Annotated in this window: 11 protein-coding genes; 8 read left to right on the top strand and 3 right to left on the bottom strand. The window is 73.7% G+C overall.

The features are described 5' to 3' along the window. Positions 1 to 2,634: a protein kinase gene (locus ASC60_RS32985; protein ID WP_055557369.1), complete on the top strand. Its 2,634-nt coding sequence runs from the start codon at positions 1 to 3 to the stop codon at positions 2,632 to 2,634. 1 nt (position 2,635) lies between these two features. Here ASC60_RS32985 and ASC60_RS32980 read toward each other — a convergent pair whose 3' ends face one another. Continuing rightward, the gene (locus ASC60_RS32980; protein ID WP_055557368.1) at positions 2,636 to 4,204 is read right to left on the bottom strand and encodes a class I adenylate-forming enzyme family protein; all 1,569 of its coding nucleotides are present in this window, start codon (positions 4,202 to 4,204) and stop codon (positions 2,636 to 2,638) included. A gap of 153 nt (positions 4,205 to 4,357) precedes the next feature. On the opposite strand from ASC60_RS32980, the gene ASC60_RS32975 reads away from it, so the two are divergent. The 3 genes from ASC60_RS32975 (at position 4,358) to ASC60_RS32965 (ending at position 7,623) form a co-directional block, all read left to right on the top strand. Beyond that, the gene (locus ASC60_RS32975) at positions 4,358 to 5,521 is read left to right on the top strand and encodes an acyl-CoA dehydrogenase family protein (protein ID WP_055557367.1); all 1,164 of its coding nucleotides are present in this window, start codon (positions 4,358 to 4,360) and stop codon (positions 5,519 to 5,521) included. An 8-nt stretch (positions 5,522 to 5,529) separates the two neighbouring features. Beyond that, the gene (locus tag ASC60_RS32970) at positions 5,530 to 6,543 is read left to right on the top strand and encodes an acyl-CoA dehydrogenase family protein (protein WP_055557366.1); all 1,014 of its coding nucleotides are present in this window, start codon (positions 5,530 to 5,532) and stop codon (positions 6,541 to 6,543) included. A 471-nt stretch (positions 6,544 to 7,014) separates the two neighbouring features. Then, a complete protein-coding gene (locus ASC60_RS32965; protein WP_055557365.1) occupies positions 7,015 to 7,623 on the top strand; it encodes an ATP-binding protein in 609 nt (202 codons plus the stop codon). Positions 7,624 to 7,881: 258 nt separating this feature from the next. Here the strand turns inward: ASC60_RS32965 and ASC60_RS32960 are convergent, their stop codons facing one another. Then, positions 7,882 to 8,808 carry a cyclase family protein gene (locus tag ASC60_RS32960; RefSeq protein WP_055557364.1) on the bottom strand — a complete coding sequence of 309 codons (927 nt, stop codon included), beginning with the start codon at positions 8,806 to 8,808 and terminating at the stop codon, positions 7,882 to 7,884. Between the two features lie 98 nt (positions 8,809 to 8,906). Here ASC60_RS32960 and ASC60_RS32955 point away from each other — a divergent pair, with 98 nt between their 5' ends. The 4 genes from ASC60_RS32955 to ASC60_RS32940 are packed head-to-tail and all read left to right on the top strand — an operon-like array spanning position 8,907 to position 13,695. After that, the gene (locus ASC60_RS32955; RefSeq protein ID WP_055557363.1) at positions 8,907 to 9,818 is read left to right on the top strand and encodes an SDR family oxidoreductase; all 912 of its coding nucleotides are present in this window, start codon (positions 8,907 to 8,909) and stop codon (positions 9,816 to 9,818) included. Between the two features lie 40 nt (positions 9,819 to 9,858). Beyond that, positions 9,859 to 11,154 (top strand): acyl-CoA dehydrogenase family protein, encoded by a 1,296-nt coding sequence (locus ASC60_RS32950; RefSeq protein WP_055557362.1) that lies wholly within the window; start codon positions 9,859 to 9,861, stop codon positions 11,152 to 11,154. Continuing rightward, positions 11,151 to 12,614, top strand: coding sequence for an aldehyde dehydrogenase (locus ASC60_RS32945; RefSeq protein WP_055557361.1), 1,464 nt, complete (start codon positions 11,151 to 11,153; stop codon positions 12,612 to 12,614). The genes ASC60_RS32950 and ASC60_RS32945 overlap by 4 nt, the downstream gene beginning before the upstream one ends. Positions 12,615 to 12,642: 28 nt before the next feature. Next, a complete protein-coding gene (locus tag ASC60_RS32940; RefSeq protein ID WP_055557360.1) occupies positions 12,643 to 13,695 on the top strand; it encodes a Zn-dependent alcohol dehydrogenase in 1,053 nt (350 codons plus the stop codon). On the opposite strand, the gene ASC60_RS32935 is transcribed toward ASC60_RS32940, so the two are convergent. Continuing rightward, positions 13,617 to 14,699, bottom strand: coding sequence for a GlxA family transcriptional regulator (locus tag ASC60_RS32935; protein ID WP_055557359.1), 1,083 nt, complete (start codon positions 14,697 to 14,699; stop codon positions 13,617 to 13,619). The genes ASC60_RS32940 and ASC60_RS32935 overlap by 79 nt on opposite strands. Positions 14,700 to 14,706: the final 7 nt, after the last annotated feature.

Genomic DNA, 14,706 nt, shown 5'->3' with positions numbered 1-14,706 from the left:
GTGGACGAGTACGCGGGCCGGGTACTGGCCGACCGCTATCGCCTGCCCCTGCCGCCCGCCGACGAGTACGAGTTCGTCGAGACCCGCGCCTTCGACACCTACAGCGGCCAGCAGGTCCATCTGCGGCAGATACCGCTTCCGGAGGTCGTCGACGCCGAAGTCGTCGACGACGACGGCCACCCCGGCGCAGGGCCGAACGGGGCGTCCGGTGCGGCCCGGGGCGGCGGCGACCCCGCCGTACGGCGCGCCCTGGACGCGGCGACCGCGGCGGCGCAGGTCCCCGACCATCCGAGGCTCGGCCAGGTCTTCCACGTCTTCGCGGAGGCCGGAAGCCTGTGGATCGTCAGCGAACTCGTCGCCGGGCGCCCGCTCGCCGCGCTGCTCACCGAGCGGAACCTGTCCCCGCACCGCGCCGCCGAGGTCGCCAACGACGTGCTGACGGCGCTCCGCGCGCTGCACGCCCACGGCTGGACGCACCGCAACATCACCACCCGCACGGTGCTGTTGTGCGACGACGGCCGCGCGATGCTGACGGGCCTGGCGGCGGGCGCGGCGGAGGAGGCGCTGTGCGGCTACGACCCGGTGCCGAGGCCGCCGGACGAGGACACGGCCGGCCCGGCTTCCCCTCCCGCCGCTCCCGGCCCCGTCCCCGGGCCCGCGTCGCCGCCGGACGCGCGCGCCGCGGACGACGGGTACACCCCCACGCCGCCCGCAGGCACTCCCATCGCCGGCGCGCCCACCCCGGCCCTTCCGCACGGCTACGAGAGCGCCGCGCCCGACCAGCGGCCCGGCGGGGAGCGCCCGGAGGGGTGGCCGGAGCCGCGGCCCGGCGCGCACGGACCGGTCTACCGCGACCAGGGCGCCCCGGGGGGCTTCCCCGCCCCGCGCGGCGCGGGCGGCGGTGCCCAGGGGCCCGGGGCGCACGGATATCCGGAGCCGGCAGGACCGGCAGCCGAATGGGCCGCCGGCGGCTCCGGTCGCATTCCGGCGCAGGGCGCGGGGGACGATCCACCGGGCGCGGGGGACGACGCGCAGGGCGCGACCGCGCGCGCCGCCCGGGCGAAGGCCATCGCCGCGTACGCGGCGGGAGCCCGCGCGGCCGCCGCCCGGGCCGGCGCCGACGCCCCCCGGTCGCCCGCCCAGGAGCCGGGCCCGCTCACGGGCGGCGCGCCCTGGCCCGATTCCGTCTCCCGTTCCGTTTCCGGTTCCGTTTCTGGTTCCGGGTCCCCCTCACCGGAAGGCGCCACCGTGCCCCGGCAGCCGAGCGGTGGGGACGGCGGCGGTTCCTGGGACGGCGGCGGCACGACGGACGGCGGCCCGCCGCGCGGCCCCACCACCGCGCTCGCCGCCGAACGGGCCCGCCAGGCGCGGATCGTCGTGGTCGGCGCCGTCACCGAGCGCTGGGCGCCCGAGCAGGCCGGACCCGTCCACGAGAACTGGCGGCTGGCCCCGCCCGTCGGCCCCGCCGCCGACCTGTGGGCGCTGGGCGTGCTGCTCTTCCGCGCCGTCCAGGGCCACGCCCCGTACCCGGAGGAGAACGCCGCAGAGCTGGTGCAGATGGTGTGCGCCGAGGCACCGGCGTACGCGGAGGAGTGCGGTCCGCTGCGCCCCGTGGTCGAGTCGCTGATGCGCCAGGACCCCACCGAGCGGCCCGACTTCGAGGAGCTGCGCGGCTGGCTGCGGTCGCTCATCAGGTCGGCGCCGGAGCCGGACGTCGGCAGCAGCACGGTCACCGTGCCGTCGATCGGGCCGGGCGGCGCGTCCGACCCGAAGCGGCTGCCGATCGTGCGCCGCCGGGGCTGGCTGGTGCGCAGGGGCCGGGGTCGCCCGGACCGATCGACGGCCGCGCACGGGCGGCACAAGCGGGCGAAGCAGGCGGCGCGCGAAGCGGCCCCGGCCCCGCGGCGGGAGCAGGCCACGGGCCGCAAGCCGCGCAGGCTGGGGCGGGTGCTGCTCCTGCTGATCCTGCTGGGCCTGGCGGCGGCGGTGCTGTACGCGATGATGTTCATGCCGCGCGCCGACAACAGCGGCGGCCAGGGCCGTACGGGGTCGGCGGGCGCGGGGAGCCCGGCGCCCACCAGCGCCCACGACCCGGCGTCACCGTCCGGTGAGGGCAGCGAGGACGACGGCTCGGCGGACCCGGGCTCCGACGAGCCCCAGTCCACCGAACCGGCCGGTCTCGCGAAGGGCTTCGCGGTCCGCAAGGACCCCAAGGGCTTCTCCGTCGCCGTCCACGAGGGCTGGACCCGGCGCGGCGAGAACGCGCGCGGCCAGATCCGCTACATCGGCGGCGACATCGAGCTGGTGATCGTGGCGGGACGCGACAAGGTGTCCGAGTTCGGCGGCGACCCGATGGCGTACCAGCAGAACCGGGAGGCCGAACTGGCCGCCTTCCGCGACTCGGCGTGGGCGTCGTCCTCGGGGCTGAAACGGATCGACGTGGGGAAGACGGCGATGGCCGAGGGCCAGTTCAGCTGGCGGGACAGCAGCGGCCGCAATGTGTACGCGCGCAACCTGGCGATGCTGATCGGCGGCCGCTACCACGTGGTCCTGGCGATCGGCCCCGCCGACGAGCGCCGCACGGTCAACCGCCACTTCGAGCAGGCGACGGCCACGTACAGCACGACGGGCTGACTCAGCGCCCGGACCGAGGCGCCGCCGCCGCGCCCCCGAACCGCTCCCGCAGCCGGTACTTCAGCACCTTCCGCAGCGTGTCGTTCCGCGGCAGCGCGTCCACCACCTCCACCCTCTCGGGCACCTTGTGCACCGACAGCCCCACCCCGCGCAGATAGGACCCCACCCCCTCCACGGTCAGCGGCGCGGCCCCCACCGGCTGCTCCACCACGGCGCACACCACCTCCCCCCGCTCCGCGTCCGGCAGCCCGATCACCGCCACATCCCCCACATCCGGATGCCGGTACAGCAGCTGCTCGATCTCCTTCGCGGAAATGTTCTCGCCCTTACGGATGATGATGTCCTTGGCGCGCCCCGTGAGCACGAGATGACCGCTTTCCGTCAGATGACCGAGGTCGCCGGTGCGGAAGAAGCCATCGGCGTCGAACGCCTCCCGGGTCTGCTCCGCGTCCAGATACCCGGCGCACACCGCCTCGCCGCGCAGCCTCACCTCCCCGTCCACGACGCGGATCTCCATCTCCGCGGGCGGACGCCCCTCCGTCGTCGCCAGCAGCTCGGCGGTGTCGTCCGGCGACCCCATCGTGATCATGGGAACCTCGGTCATCCCGTAGCCGTGGGTGAGTTGGCAGCCCAGCTCCCGAACCACCTCGTAGTACAGCTCGGGCGGTTTGGGCGCGCCGCCACCGGCCAGCAGCCGCAGCGTCGGAATGAGCGGGCGCGCGGGGTCCTTGCGCTGCTCCGCCAGGAACATGGAGTAGAAGGCGGTGCTGCCGCCCGCGACCGTCACCCCGTGCCGCCGGTACGCGGACAGCGACTCCGGCAGCGCGAAGTGCTCCAGCAGCACGGCGGGGAAGCCGTACAGCAGCAGCATCACCGTGTAGTCGGGCCCGGCGACATGCGCGTAGGGGAAGGCCATCGACCCGATGTCGTCCGCGGTGAGCCGCAGCGCGTGGGCGAGACAGGAACCGGCGGCGATGAGGCTGCGGTCGGTGTGCAGCACACCCTTGGGGTCGGAGGTGGTGCCCGAGGTCCAGTAGATCCAGCGGACGGCCGTGCCGTCGGTGGGCGGCGGCGGCAGATGCGGCGGCGCCTTCGGGTCGGCGACCGGGAGCGCGTCGTACGCCTCGAAGACCAGCGGCGACCGCGGCAGCCGCGCGGCCAGCCGGTGCGCCATCGCCGTGTGGTCGAAGCCGCGCCACGTCCCGGGGACGGCGAAGAACCGCGCGCCCGAGGCGCGGAGCGCGTACCCCACCTCGCGGTCGCGGTAGTACGGGATGAGCGGGGTCTGTACGGCGCCCAGCCGGGCCAGCGCCAGGGTCAGCACCACCGTCTCCAGCCGGGTGGGCAGCTGCCAGGCGACCCGGCTGCCGGGGCCCACCCCCATCGCGTGCAGCCCCGCCGCCGTGCGCTCCGCGCGGGTGCGCAGGGCGTGGAAGGTCAGCCGCCGGTCGTGCCGCCCGCTGGCGGCGGCCTGGACCAGCGCCGGGGCGTCCGGGGTGAGCGCGGCGCGCCGCTCCAGCAGTTCCCACAGCGTCGCCGACGCGCCGAGGGTGTGTGCGGTGTCGGTCATTCCGGCCTCCCGTGGCCGAATCCATAGACCTGACGGGTAGTCAGTTATTGCGGGAAGCGTAAGGCTGTCCGTCTTGTCGGTCCAGAGGGCGCGGATTAGCCTTCCCCTGCCGCCTGATCTGACGAGCCATCAGAAAAGGGAGGACGGCCGCCGATGGATCTCGCCTTCACGGAGGACGAGGAGGAGTTCCGGCACGGACTGCGCGCCTGGCTCGCGGACGTCCTCCCCACCCTGCCCGACCGCCCCGACCCCGCCGACTGGCCCGCCCGCCGCGCCTACGACTGCGGCTGGCAGCGCAGGCTGTACGACGCCGGATACGCCGGACTCCACTGGCCCGAGGACGCCGGAGGCCGCGGCGCCACCCCCACCCAGCACCTGATCTTCCTGGAGGAGACCGAACGCGCGGGCGCGCCCTACGTCGGCGCCAACTTCGTCGGCCTGCTGCACGCGGGCCCCACCATCGCCGCCGAGGGCACCCCCGCCCAGCGGGCCCGCTGGCTGCCGCCGATCCTCCGCGGCGACCAGGTCTGGTGCCAGGGCTTCTCCGAACCCGACGCCGGATCCGACCTGGCCTCCTTGCGCACCCGGGCCGTACGGGACGGCGACCACTACATCGTCAGCGGCAGCAAGATCTGGACCTCGCACGCCGAGATCGCCGACTGGTGCGAACTGTTGGTGCGCACCGCGCCGACAAACCCCGACACGCCGAAGCACCGGGGCATCACCTGGCTCGCGCTGCCCATGGACGCGCCCGGCGTGACGGTACGGCCGCTGCGCACCCTCGCCGGGACCGCCGAGTTCGCCGAGGTCTTCCTGGACGAGGTGCGGGTGCCCGCGGGGCACCGGATCGGGGCCGAGAACGACGGCTGGCGGGTGACCATGGTGACCCTCTCCTTCGAACGGGGCACGGCCTTCGTCGGCGAGGTCGTCGCCTGCCGGCGGGTGCTGGAGGCCCTGGCCCGTACGGCCAAGGCCAACGGCCGCTGGGACGACCCCGTACTGCGACGGCGGCTCGGGCGGCTGGCCGCCCACTGCGCGGCGCTGTGGCGGCTCACCCAGTGGAACGTGAGCGAGGCGCAGCGCACCGGCGGGGTGCCGGGCGTCGGCGGCTCGGTCTTCAAGCTCCGCTTCTCTCAGGTGCGGCAGGAGCTGTACGACGCCGCCGCCGAAGTGCTGGGCCCGGACGCGCTGGACGCCGGGCACGAGTGGGTAGCGGATCGGCTGTCGTCGCTCTCGTACACCATCGCGGCCGGAACCTCACAGATCCAGCGGAACATCGTCGCCGAGCGCATCCTCGGCCTGCCGAAAGGGCGGTGACCGGAGGCATGGACTTCCAGCTCGACGACGACCAGCGGGCGCTGCGGGACGGCATGCGCGAGCTGCTGGAGCGGCGCTTCCCCCGCGCCCGGTTACGGACGGCCGTGGACGGCCCCGAACGCGGTGCCATGACGCTGGACCGTGCCCTGTGGCGGGAACTGGGCGCCGCCGGATTCTTCGCGCTGCGGCTGCCCGAGTCGGCGGGCGGGGTCGGGCTCGGACTGCCGGAGGCGGTGCTGGCCATGGAGGAGGCGGGCCGGGCGCTGCTCCCGGGGCCGCTGGTCGCCACCCAGCTCGCGGCGGGACTGGCGGCGGCCGGTGCCGCGGGCGCCGCCGAGGGGGCGGCCGTGGTCACCGCGCTGGACCTCGGCGCCGGGGCCGTGGCGGACCCGCTGGTGGAGCATCTGGCCTCGGCCGACGCCGTGCTGGTGCTGAGCGGCGAGGACGCCGGGGTGGTTCCGGCGGGAGCGCTCGCGGACTCGGCCCGGCCGATACGCTCCGTCGACCCTGCCACCCCGCTGCACCGTGCGCGGCCATCGGCCCCGCCCCCGGGGGCGGTCGGGGCCGTCGGCGCGGCCGCCGCCCGGCGGCTGCGCCGCGAGGCGGCCCTGCTGACCGCCGCCCAACAGCTCGGCAGCGCTTCCCGTACGGTCCGGATGGCGGTCGACCACGCCATGGCGCGCACGCAGTTCGGCCGCCCGATCGGCGCCTTCCAGGCCGTACAGCATCTGTGCGCGGGGATGCTCGTACGCGCCGAATCAGCCAGAAGTGTGGTGTACGCCGCCGCGGTCACAGAAGACGCGGGTGACATCGCCGCCGCCAAACTGCTCGCCGACGAGGCGGCCGTCCGTAATGCCCGCGATTGTCTTCAGGTGCACGGAGGGATGGGTTTCACCTGGGAAGCGGATGTCCATCTGCACCTCAAGCGGGCCTGGGTGCGCGCCGGGCAGTGGCAGACGGCGGCCGGGGCCGAGGAGGAACTGGCCGCCGGGCTTTTGTTGACCGCTGAAACAGGTTTGTAACCGGGCCCCATGGATACGCCTGAATTGTTGGGATGTCGCATTCTCTGGGGAGATCCCCGGAGGCTTTGAGGTGACCGAGCGTTGATATCGGGTTGTTTCCTAGGCGTGACTCGTCACAGGGGGGAGTCGGGCTCCGGCTCGGGTACTCTCCGTGGGGTGCGAGCGGTTTTGGGGTGCAACGAACCCGGCGTGGCCCGTGGGGCGACTCCGGGCACGCCGATGTGCCCCGCTCGCACGGGGTGCGCTCCGGTCATGCCTCGCTGTTCGAGTCATCGGGGCGTGCGTCGCACAGTATGCCCCACGCATACTCCTTGGCGCTGGAATATGACCGAAGCGCTTGTTGGGGTGACTGTACGTCAACCATGCTCTCTCGCACGGGGGTACCTCCCGGCCGCAGCCGGGAGAGAGTCGCGTTCCGTGACCTCTTGGAGGTATGAGGCGATGTGTCCGCCGGTTCGGATGGTGTGAGCGGTGCAGGTGCTTCAGATGCAGATGGAGGTCCGACCCGATCCCGCGGAGGTGAGCCGTGCCCGTCGGTGGGCGCGTTCGCGGCTCGCCGGATCCGGTATCGGGGCCGACGAGCCGCTTGCCGAGACTTTGATCCTGCTCATCTCCGAGCTGGTCACCAACGCCGTGGTGCACACCGGCTGTCCCGCGGTGCTGCGGATGCGCTTCCCCGCGCAGGCCGGCACCGGCGGTGGGAGCGGCGGTAGCGACGGATCCGTGGAACCCTCCGCCGGCAAGGGGCCCGAACTGGGCACCGTCCGGGTCGAGGTCGCCGACGCCAGCGCCCGCGCGCCGCGTCAGCGCCGCGCCGACGAGGAGTCCACCAACGGCCGCGGGCTGGAGCTGGTCGACGGGCTCGCGGACCGCTGGGGCTGGCAGCCCGAGGGTGCGGGCAAGCGCATCTGGTGCGAAATCGACCGTGGTCGGCGGGAAGAGCGCGCGGACGGCGCGGAGCGCGTCGAAGACGGCGATCACGGGGGGCGTGGCGAGGCGCTTCTGACGGGGCGTGGCGCCTCCCGCGCGTCATCGCATCCGGGGCGGACCCCACAAAGTCCAGACCAGGTGTTGACGTGACGTGGCCGAGTGATCACTCTAGGATCAGCGATTCGTCGCGAGGGGACGCCGAGGGCTATGTGGCCCCTGTGAACCGTGTGTTCGCGGGGCCGTTCCTTGGCGAGTGCGGGTCGCGGCCCGGCGTCTGATCAGGGCTCGACGCCGGAGCCGGGTGGCGGTGCGCGATGCCGTGCTCGGGGTGTGCATGAGCGCACCGCCGCCCGATAGGCCCCACCCGCCCGTCCCCTCGCGCTCTTCGCGCTCCTTGCGGCACCGGCCTCAGAGGATCGCCACCGGCGCGACCGGGGCGCCGGTCCCACCGGTGAACGGCTCGGGCGTGGCCGACAGCAGGAAGGCGTAGCGCCCCTCCTCGGCGCAGGCCGCCGACAGCTCCTCCAGATTCCAGTTCTGGCCCTGTGGCATGCCCATCTCGACCAGGTCGAGGGCGTGGACGGGCAGCCACAGGTCGTCGATCTCCGGCGGGAAGATCTCGAAGGTGAGCGTGTCATTGGCGACCGCGGCCACGTCACGGGCATGGAACCACTCGGGCGTACGGAGCGACAGGCCCGGCGACGGATACGCGTACGCCTCCCTCTCGCCCGCGAGATACCGCTGGATCTGCCCCGTCCGTACGAGCACGATGTCGCCGGGCCGTACCGGGACCTGAGCCAGCTCCTCGGCGGCGGTGAGGTCTTCGGGGGTGACGGCATGCCCCTCGGACAGCCGGTCCGCGCCCCGGGCGCGCGCGACGTCGAGCAGCACTCCGCGCGAGACGATGTGCCGCGCCGTATGGATGCCGCTGAAGGCCGCGCGGTCATGGGCGGTGACGGATGTGGCGGGACGGCCGTTGTAGAGCGTGCCGGAGTGCGAGACATGGGCCAGCCCGTCCCAGTGGGTACCGGCCTGCAGCCCCATCGTCACGGCGTCGTCGCTGGTGGCGACCGTACCCGGGCCGAACACCTCGGCGTTCACCGCGACCATGGTGTGCAGCGGATTGACCCGCCCCGGGATCATCCCGGTCTGGATGCCGTCCTGCCGCAGCGCAACCGCGAGCGGGACGCGGCGGCCGGTGCGCACCGCCGCGGCCGCGTCCCGGACCACCGCGTCGGTGATCAGGTTGAGTGTGCCGATCTCGTCGTCGGCGCCCCACCGTCCCCAGTTGTTGACGCGCTGGGCGATGTCGTGGAACTCGGGTGGCAGCGGCATGGTGCCTCCTTCGGTCGGTTCCGTTCCAGGGCTTGTACTCGGGGCGGGTCTGCTCAAAAATCTAACGGTCCGTCAGAAACTGTGGGAGGGGACGCGACGTGGGCAACTTCTTGGACGGCAAGGTCATCGCCGTCACCGGGGCCGGGCGCGGCATCGGACGAGCCGTGGCCCTCGCCTGCGCGGCCGAGGGCGCGAAGGTCGTCGTCAACGACTACGGGGTCTCGATCGAGGGCGGCGAACCCACCAGCCAGATCGCCGAAGCGGCGGTCGAGGAGATCGCGGCGGCGGGCGGAGAGGCGGTCGCGGTCGCCGACGACGTCTCCACCATGGCCGGCGGCCGGCGGATCGTGGACACCGCCGTCGAACGGTTCGGGCGGCTCGACGGCGTGGTGTGCGTGGCCGGGATCCTCCGCGAACGAATGCTCTTCAACATGAGCGAGGAGGAGTGGGACCTCGTCGTCGCCACCCACCTCAAGGGCACCTTCACCGTCTTCCGCGCCGCGTCCGCGGTGATGAGGCGACAGCGCTCCGGCACCCTGATCGGCTTCACCAGCGGCAACCACCAGGGCAGCGTCGCCCAGGCCAACTACGCCTCGGCCAAGGGCGGCATCATCTCGCTGGTCCGCAGCGCGGCCCTGGGCCTGCACAAATACGGCGTCACCGCCAACTGCGTCGCCCCGGTCGCCCGTACCCGCATGTCCGCCAACGTGCCGATGGAACTGAAGGAGATCGGCGAACCGGAGGACGTCGCGGCCCTGGTCGTCTACCTGCTGAGCGAACGGGCCCGCGAGGAGAAGATCACCGGACAGGTCTATACGATCGCGGGCCCCAAGATCGCGGTCTGGGCCCAGCCGAGGGAACTGCGCGCCGGATACGCCGAGGGCGCCTGGACCCCGGAGAAGATCGCGGACTTCCTGCCCGGCACGGTCGGCACCGACCCCATGCCGCTGCTGGCCCAACTCGAAGCCATGGCCCAGGCCGCCGCCACCCACCAGCGCCCCAACGCGTGACCCGCGCGCCCACCGTGCGATGTGAGGAAGAGGAGAGGCCGTGGACTTCGCCTTCGGGCCCGGGGACGAACACTTCCGCGACGAGGCACGCGCCTGGCTCGACACCCACCTGACCGGCCGGTTCACCCGTCCCACCGACACGGCCACCACCGCTGCCGCCGCCACCACCGCTGCCGCCACTGCCGCCGCGCAACGCGCCTGGGAACGCGAACTGGGCGGCGGCGGCTGGATCGGGCTCGGCTGGGACCGCACCCACGGGACCTACGGAAACCGGCCCGCCACCCTGACCCAACAGGTCGTCTGGGCCGAGGAATACGCCCGCGCCGGAGCCCCCGGCCGACTCGGGCACATCGGCGAGAACCTGCTCGCCCCCACCCTGCTCGCACACGGCGACCAGGCCCAACGCGCCCGCTTCCTGCCCCCCATCGCCCGCGGCGAGGAGCTGTGGTGCCAGGGCTACAGCGAACCCGACGCCGGCTCGGACCTCGCCGGAGTGCGCACCCGCGCCGTCCGTGACCCGGGCGACGGGACCTACCGCGTCACCGGCCAGAAGATCTGGACCTCCCACGCCCGCGAAGCCGACTGGTGCTTCGTCCTGGCCCGCACCGAGGAGGGATCACAACGCCACCACGGGCTGTCCTTCCTCCTGGTGCCCATGGACCAGCCGGGACGCGTCGAGGTCCGGCCCATCCGGCAGCTCACCGGCACCGCTGAGTTCAACGAGGTGTTCTTCGACGGGGCCCTCGCCCACCCCGACCACCTCGTCGGCGGCCCGGGCCGGGGCTGGACCGTGGCCATGAGCCTGCTCGCCGTGGAACGCGGAGTCTCCACCCTGGTCCAGCAGATCGGCTTCGCCCAGGAACTCGACCGCGTCATCCGACAGGCCCTGGAGACCGGCGCCGCCCGCGAACCCGTACTGCGCGACCAGCTGATACAGCAGTGGACCGAGCTGAAGGTCATGCGCTGGAACGCCCTGCGCACCCTGAGCGGCGCGGGGAATCCCCCCTCCGGGGGCCCCACCCCCACCCCCTCCGCCTCCGCTCCCCATCTGCCCGCGCCCCCTCGCCCCACGGCGCACGATGCCGGGGCTCCCAGTGTGGCCAAGCTGCTGTGGGGCGGCTGGCATCGGCGGCTCGGCGAGCTGGCCGTGCGCGTGCGGGGCGCCGCCGCCGCGCTCGGACCGGTGCGCTGGACCGAGGACCGGCCGTATGAACTCGACGCCGCGCAGCGCCTCTTCCTCTTCTCCCGCGCCGACACCATCTACGGCGGCTCGGACGAGATCCAGCGCAACATCATCGCCGAGCGCGTACTCCACCTCCCCAAGGAGGATCGATGACAACGTACGGGCATTGGATCGGCGGCTCCTGGCGGACGCCCGGGGCCGGGCACTACGCGGTCCTCAACCCGGCCACCGAGGAGATTGTCGGCCGGGCGCCCGAGGCCGACGATGCCGATGTGGACGCGGCGGTGCGGGCCGCGCGGGACGCGTACGACGGCTGGTCGCGCACCGCCCCCCGGGAGCGCGCCGCCGTACTCGACCGCGCGGCCGACCTGCTCGCCGAGCGCGCCCCCGGCCTGGTGCCCCTCGTCCAGGCGGAGACGGGCGCGACCCTGCGGGTGACCGCGGCCCTCCAAGTGCCCCCCGCGGCCGACCGCTTCCGCCGCTACGCGCGCGGCGCGATGGAACCGGACACCGTCCCGCTCGCCCCGCTGCCGGTCGCCGCCAGCCCGCTGGCGCCCGGCGGGCTGATCGGCGCGGCGGCGGTCCGCCGTCCGGTGGGTGTCGTCGCCTGTATCACCTCCTACAACTTTCCCCTCGCCAATCTCGCGGGCAAGGTCGCCCCGGCGCTCGCCATGGGCAATACGGTCGTCGCCAAACCGGCCCCGCAGGACCCGCTGGCCTGTCTCGAACTCGGCCCGCTGCTGACCGAGGCCGGGCTCCCGGACGGTGTCTTCAATGTCGTCACCGGCTCGCGCGCGGCCGCGGGCGAGGCGCTGGTCGCGCACCCCGGTGTCGACATGGTCAGCTTCACCGGATCCACCGCCGTGGGGAAGAAGATCGCCGAATCCGCAGGCCACTCGATGAAGCGCACCCTGATGGAACTGGGGGGCAAGGGTGCGGCCATCGTCCTTGGGGACGCCGACAAGCGAGTGATCGCGTCGGCGGTCGGGGCGGTCGGTTCGACCTTCTCCTTCCACAGCGGGCAGATCTGCACGGCGCCGACTCGGGTGCTCGTCCATCGATCGCTGTACGAGCGGGTGGTCGCCGCACTCACAGATTACGCAAAGTCACTGAGCGTGGGGGACCCTGTGGATAACTCCACGATCGTGGGTCCGCTGATCTCCGCGGCCCAGCGCGATCGGGTCGAGGCGTACCTCGCCGGGGCCCGTGAGCAGGGCGCCCGCATCGTCGCCGGCGGTGAACGCCCGGCCCTGGGGCCAGGGTTCTACGTCGCGCCGACCCTCATAGCCGACGCCGACCCCGGCATGACCGTGGCCCGCGAGGAGCTGTTCGGCCCGGTCGTCGTGGCCCTGCCCTTCGACGACGAGGACGAGGCGGTGCGGATCGCCAACGGCACCTCGTACGGCCTCTACGACTACGTCTTCAGCGCCGACGCGGGCCGCGCCTGGGCGCTGGCCGCCCGGCTGCGCAGCGGAAACGTCGGCATCAACACGGTTCAGCGCCACCCCGAGACCCCGTTCGGCGGCTTCAAGCACAGCGGTGTCGGCCGCGACGGCGGCTCGTTCGGACTGCACGCGTACAGCGAACTCCAGTCGGTGGTCTGGGCCTCCTGAGGGCCCCAACAGGTGGGGGAGATCAGGCGTGAGAGGCGTAGTTTTCGACGGCAAGGCGCCCCGGGTGGTCGACGACCTGGAGGTGCGCGGCCCGGGACCGGGCGAGGTGCTGGTGGCCGTGGCCGCCGCCGGGCTGTGCCACAGCGATCTGTCCGTCATCGACGGCACCATTCCGTTTCCGGTGCCGGTGGTGCTCGGCCACGAGGGCGCGGGCGTGGTCGAGTCGGTGGGGCCCGGCGTCACCCACGTCGCGCCCGGTGACCACGTCGCCCTCTCCACCCTCGCCAACTGCGGTACCTGCGCCGACTGCGACCGTGGCCGCCCCACCATGTGCCGCGCCGCGATCGGCAGGCCGAGCCGCCCGTTCCACCGGGGAAACGGTGAGCGGCTGTTCAACTTCGCCTCCAATTCGGCGTTCGCGCAGCGCACGCTGGTCACGGCCGTCCAGGCGGTGAAGATCCCGGACGAGATCCCGCTCACCTCGGCCGCCCTCATCGGCTGCGGCGTCCTCACCGGCGTCGGCGCCGTCCTCAACCGGGCGCGGGTGGACCGCGGCGAGTCGGTCGTCGTCATCGGCACCGGCGGCATCGGGCTCAACGTCCTGCAGGGGGCCCGGATCGCCGGGGCGACCACCGTCGTCGCCGTCGACAACAACCCGGCCAAGGAGCCGCCGGCCCGGCGCTTCGGCGCCACCCACTTCGCCGGCTCGCCCGAGGCCGTACGGGAGATCCTGCCCACCGGCGCCGACCACGCCTTCGAATGCGTCGGCTCCATCCGGCTCATCCGGCAGGCCGTCGACCTCCTCGACCGGCACGGTCAGGCGGTGCTGCTCGGGGTACCGCCCGCGGACGCCGAGGCGGCCTTCCGGGTCTCCTCCCTCTATCTGGACAAGTCGATCCTGGGCTGCCGCTACGGCTCCGCGCGCCCGCAGCGCGACATCGCCCTGTACGCGGAGCTGTACCGGCAGGGGCGGCTACTGCTGGACGAGCTGGTCACCCGCGTCTACCCGGTGGAGGACTTCGCCGCGGCCGTGGCCGACGCCCGCGGCGGGCGGGTCGCACGGGCCGTCCTCACCTTCTGATCGGGCCCGTCCGCCAAGGCGGAGGCCCGGAAGGTGCGCCGGTACGCGGTGGGGGAGACCCCGAGCGCCGCCTGCAGATGCTGCCGCATCGACGCGGGCGTGCCGAAGCCCGCGTCGCGCGCCACCTGGTCCACCGACAGGTCCGTGTCCTCCAGCAGCTGCCTGGCCCGCTCCACCCGCTGCCGCGTCAGCCACTGGCCGGGGCTGACGCCGACCTCCTCGCGGAAGCGGCGGGTGAAGGTGCGGACGCTCATCGACTCCTGGGCGGCCAGGTCGCGCAGGGTGAGGGGACGGTCGAGGCGGCCCAGCGCCCAGGCGCGGGCCGCGGTGGTGGTGGCCTGCTGCGGCGCGGGCACCGGGCGCCGGACGTACTGGGCCTGGCCGCCGTCGCGGTGCGGCGGCACCAGGCTGCTGCGGGCGACCTCGTTGGCGACGGCGGTGCCGTGGTCGCGCCGCACGAGGTGCAGGCACAGGTCGATGCCGGAGGCGACCCCGGCGGAGGTGAGGACGTCGCCGTCGTCCACGAACAGCACATCCGGATCGACCGCGATGGCCGGAAAGAGCCGCTGGAAGTGGTCGGCGCTGCTCCAGTGGGTGGTGGCGGGGCGGCCGTCGAGCAGTCCGGCGGCGGCGAGCACGTACGAGCCGGTGCAGATGGACACCCAGCGGACGCCGGGGCGGGCGTGGGCGAGGGCGGCGGCGAGCGGTGCGGTCAGCCGGCCCTCCTCCTGGACCGGCCCGAGCCCGTGCGAGGCCGGAACCACGATGGTGTCCGCCTCGGCCAGGGCTTCCGGACCCCGCTCGACCATGATCGGGAAGTCGGCGTCGGTGGTCACGGGGCCGGGCACGGGGGTGCAGGTCACCACCTCGTACAGCGGCCGCCCGGCGGCGGAGCGGGCCCTGCCGAAGATCCGGTAGGGGATGCCCAGTTCGAAGGGGATCACGCCGGGCAGGGCGAGCACGACGACGCGATGGAGCTTTCCGGTCATCCCGGGCTCGCCCATGGCTCCG

It is taken from the genome of Streptomyces sp. NBRC 110028 (assembly GCF_001417735.1).
GTDB lineage: Bacteria > Actinomycetota > Actinomycetes > Streptomycetales > Streptomycetaceae > Streptomyces.
This window is presented reverse-complemented; position numbering and strand designations above follow the sequence as displayed.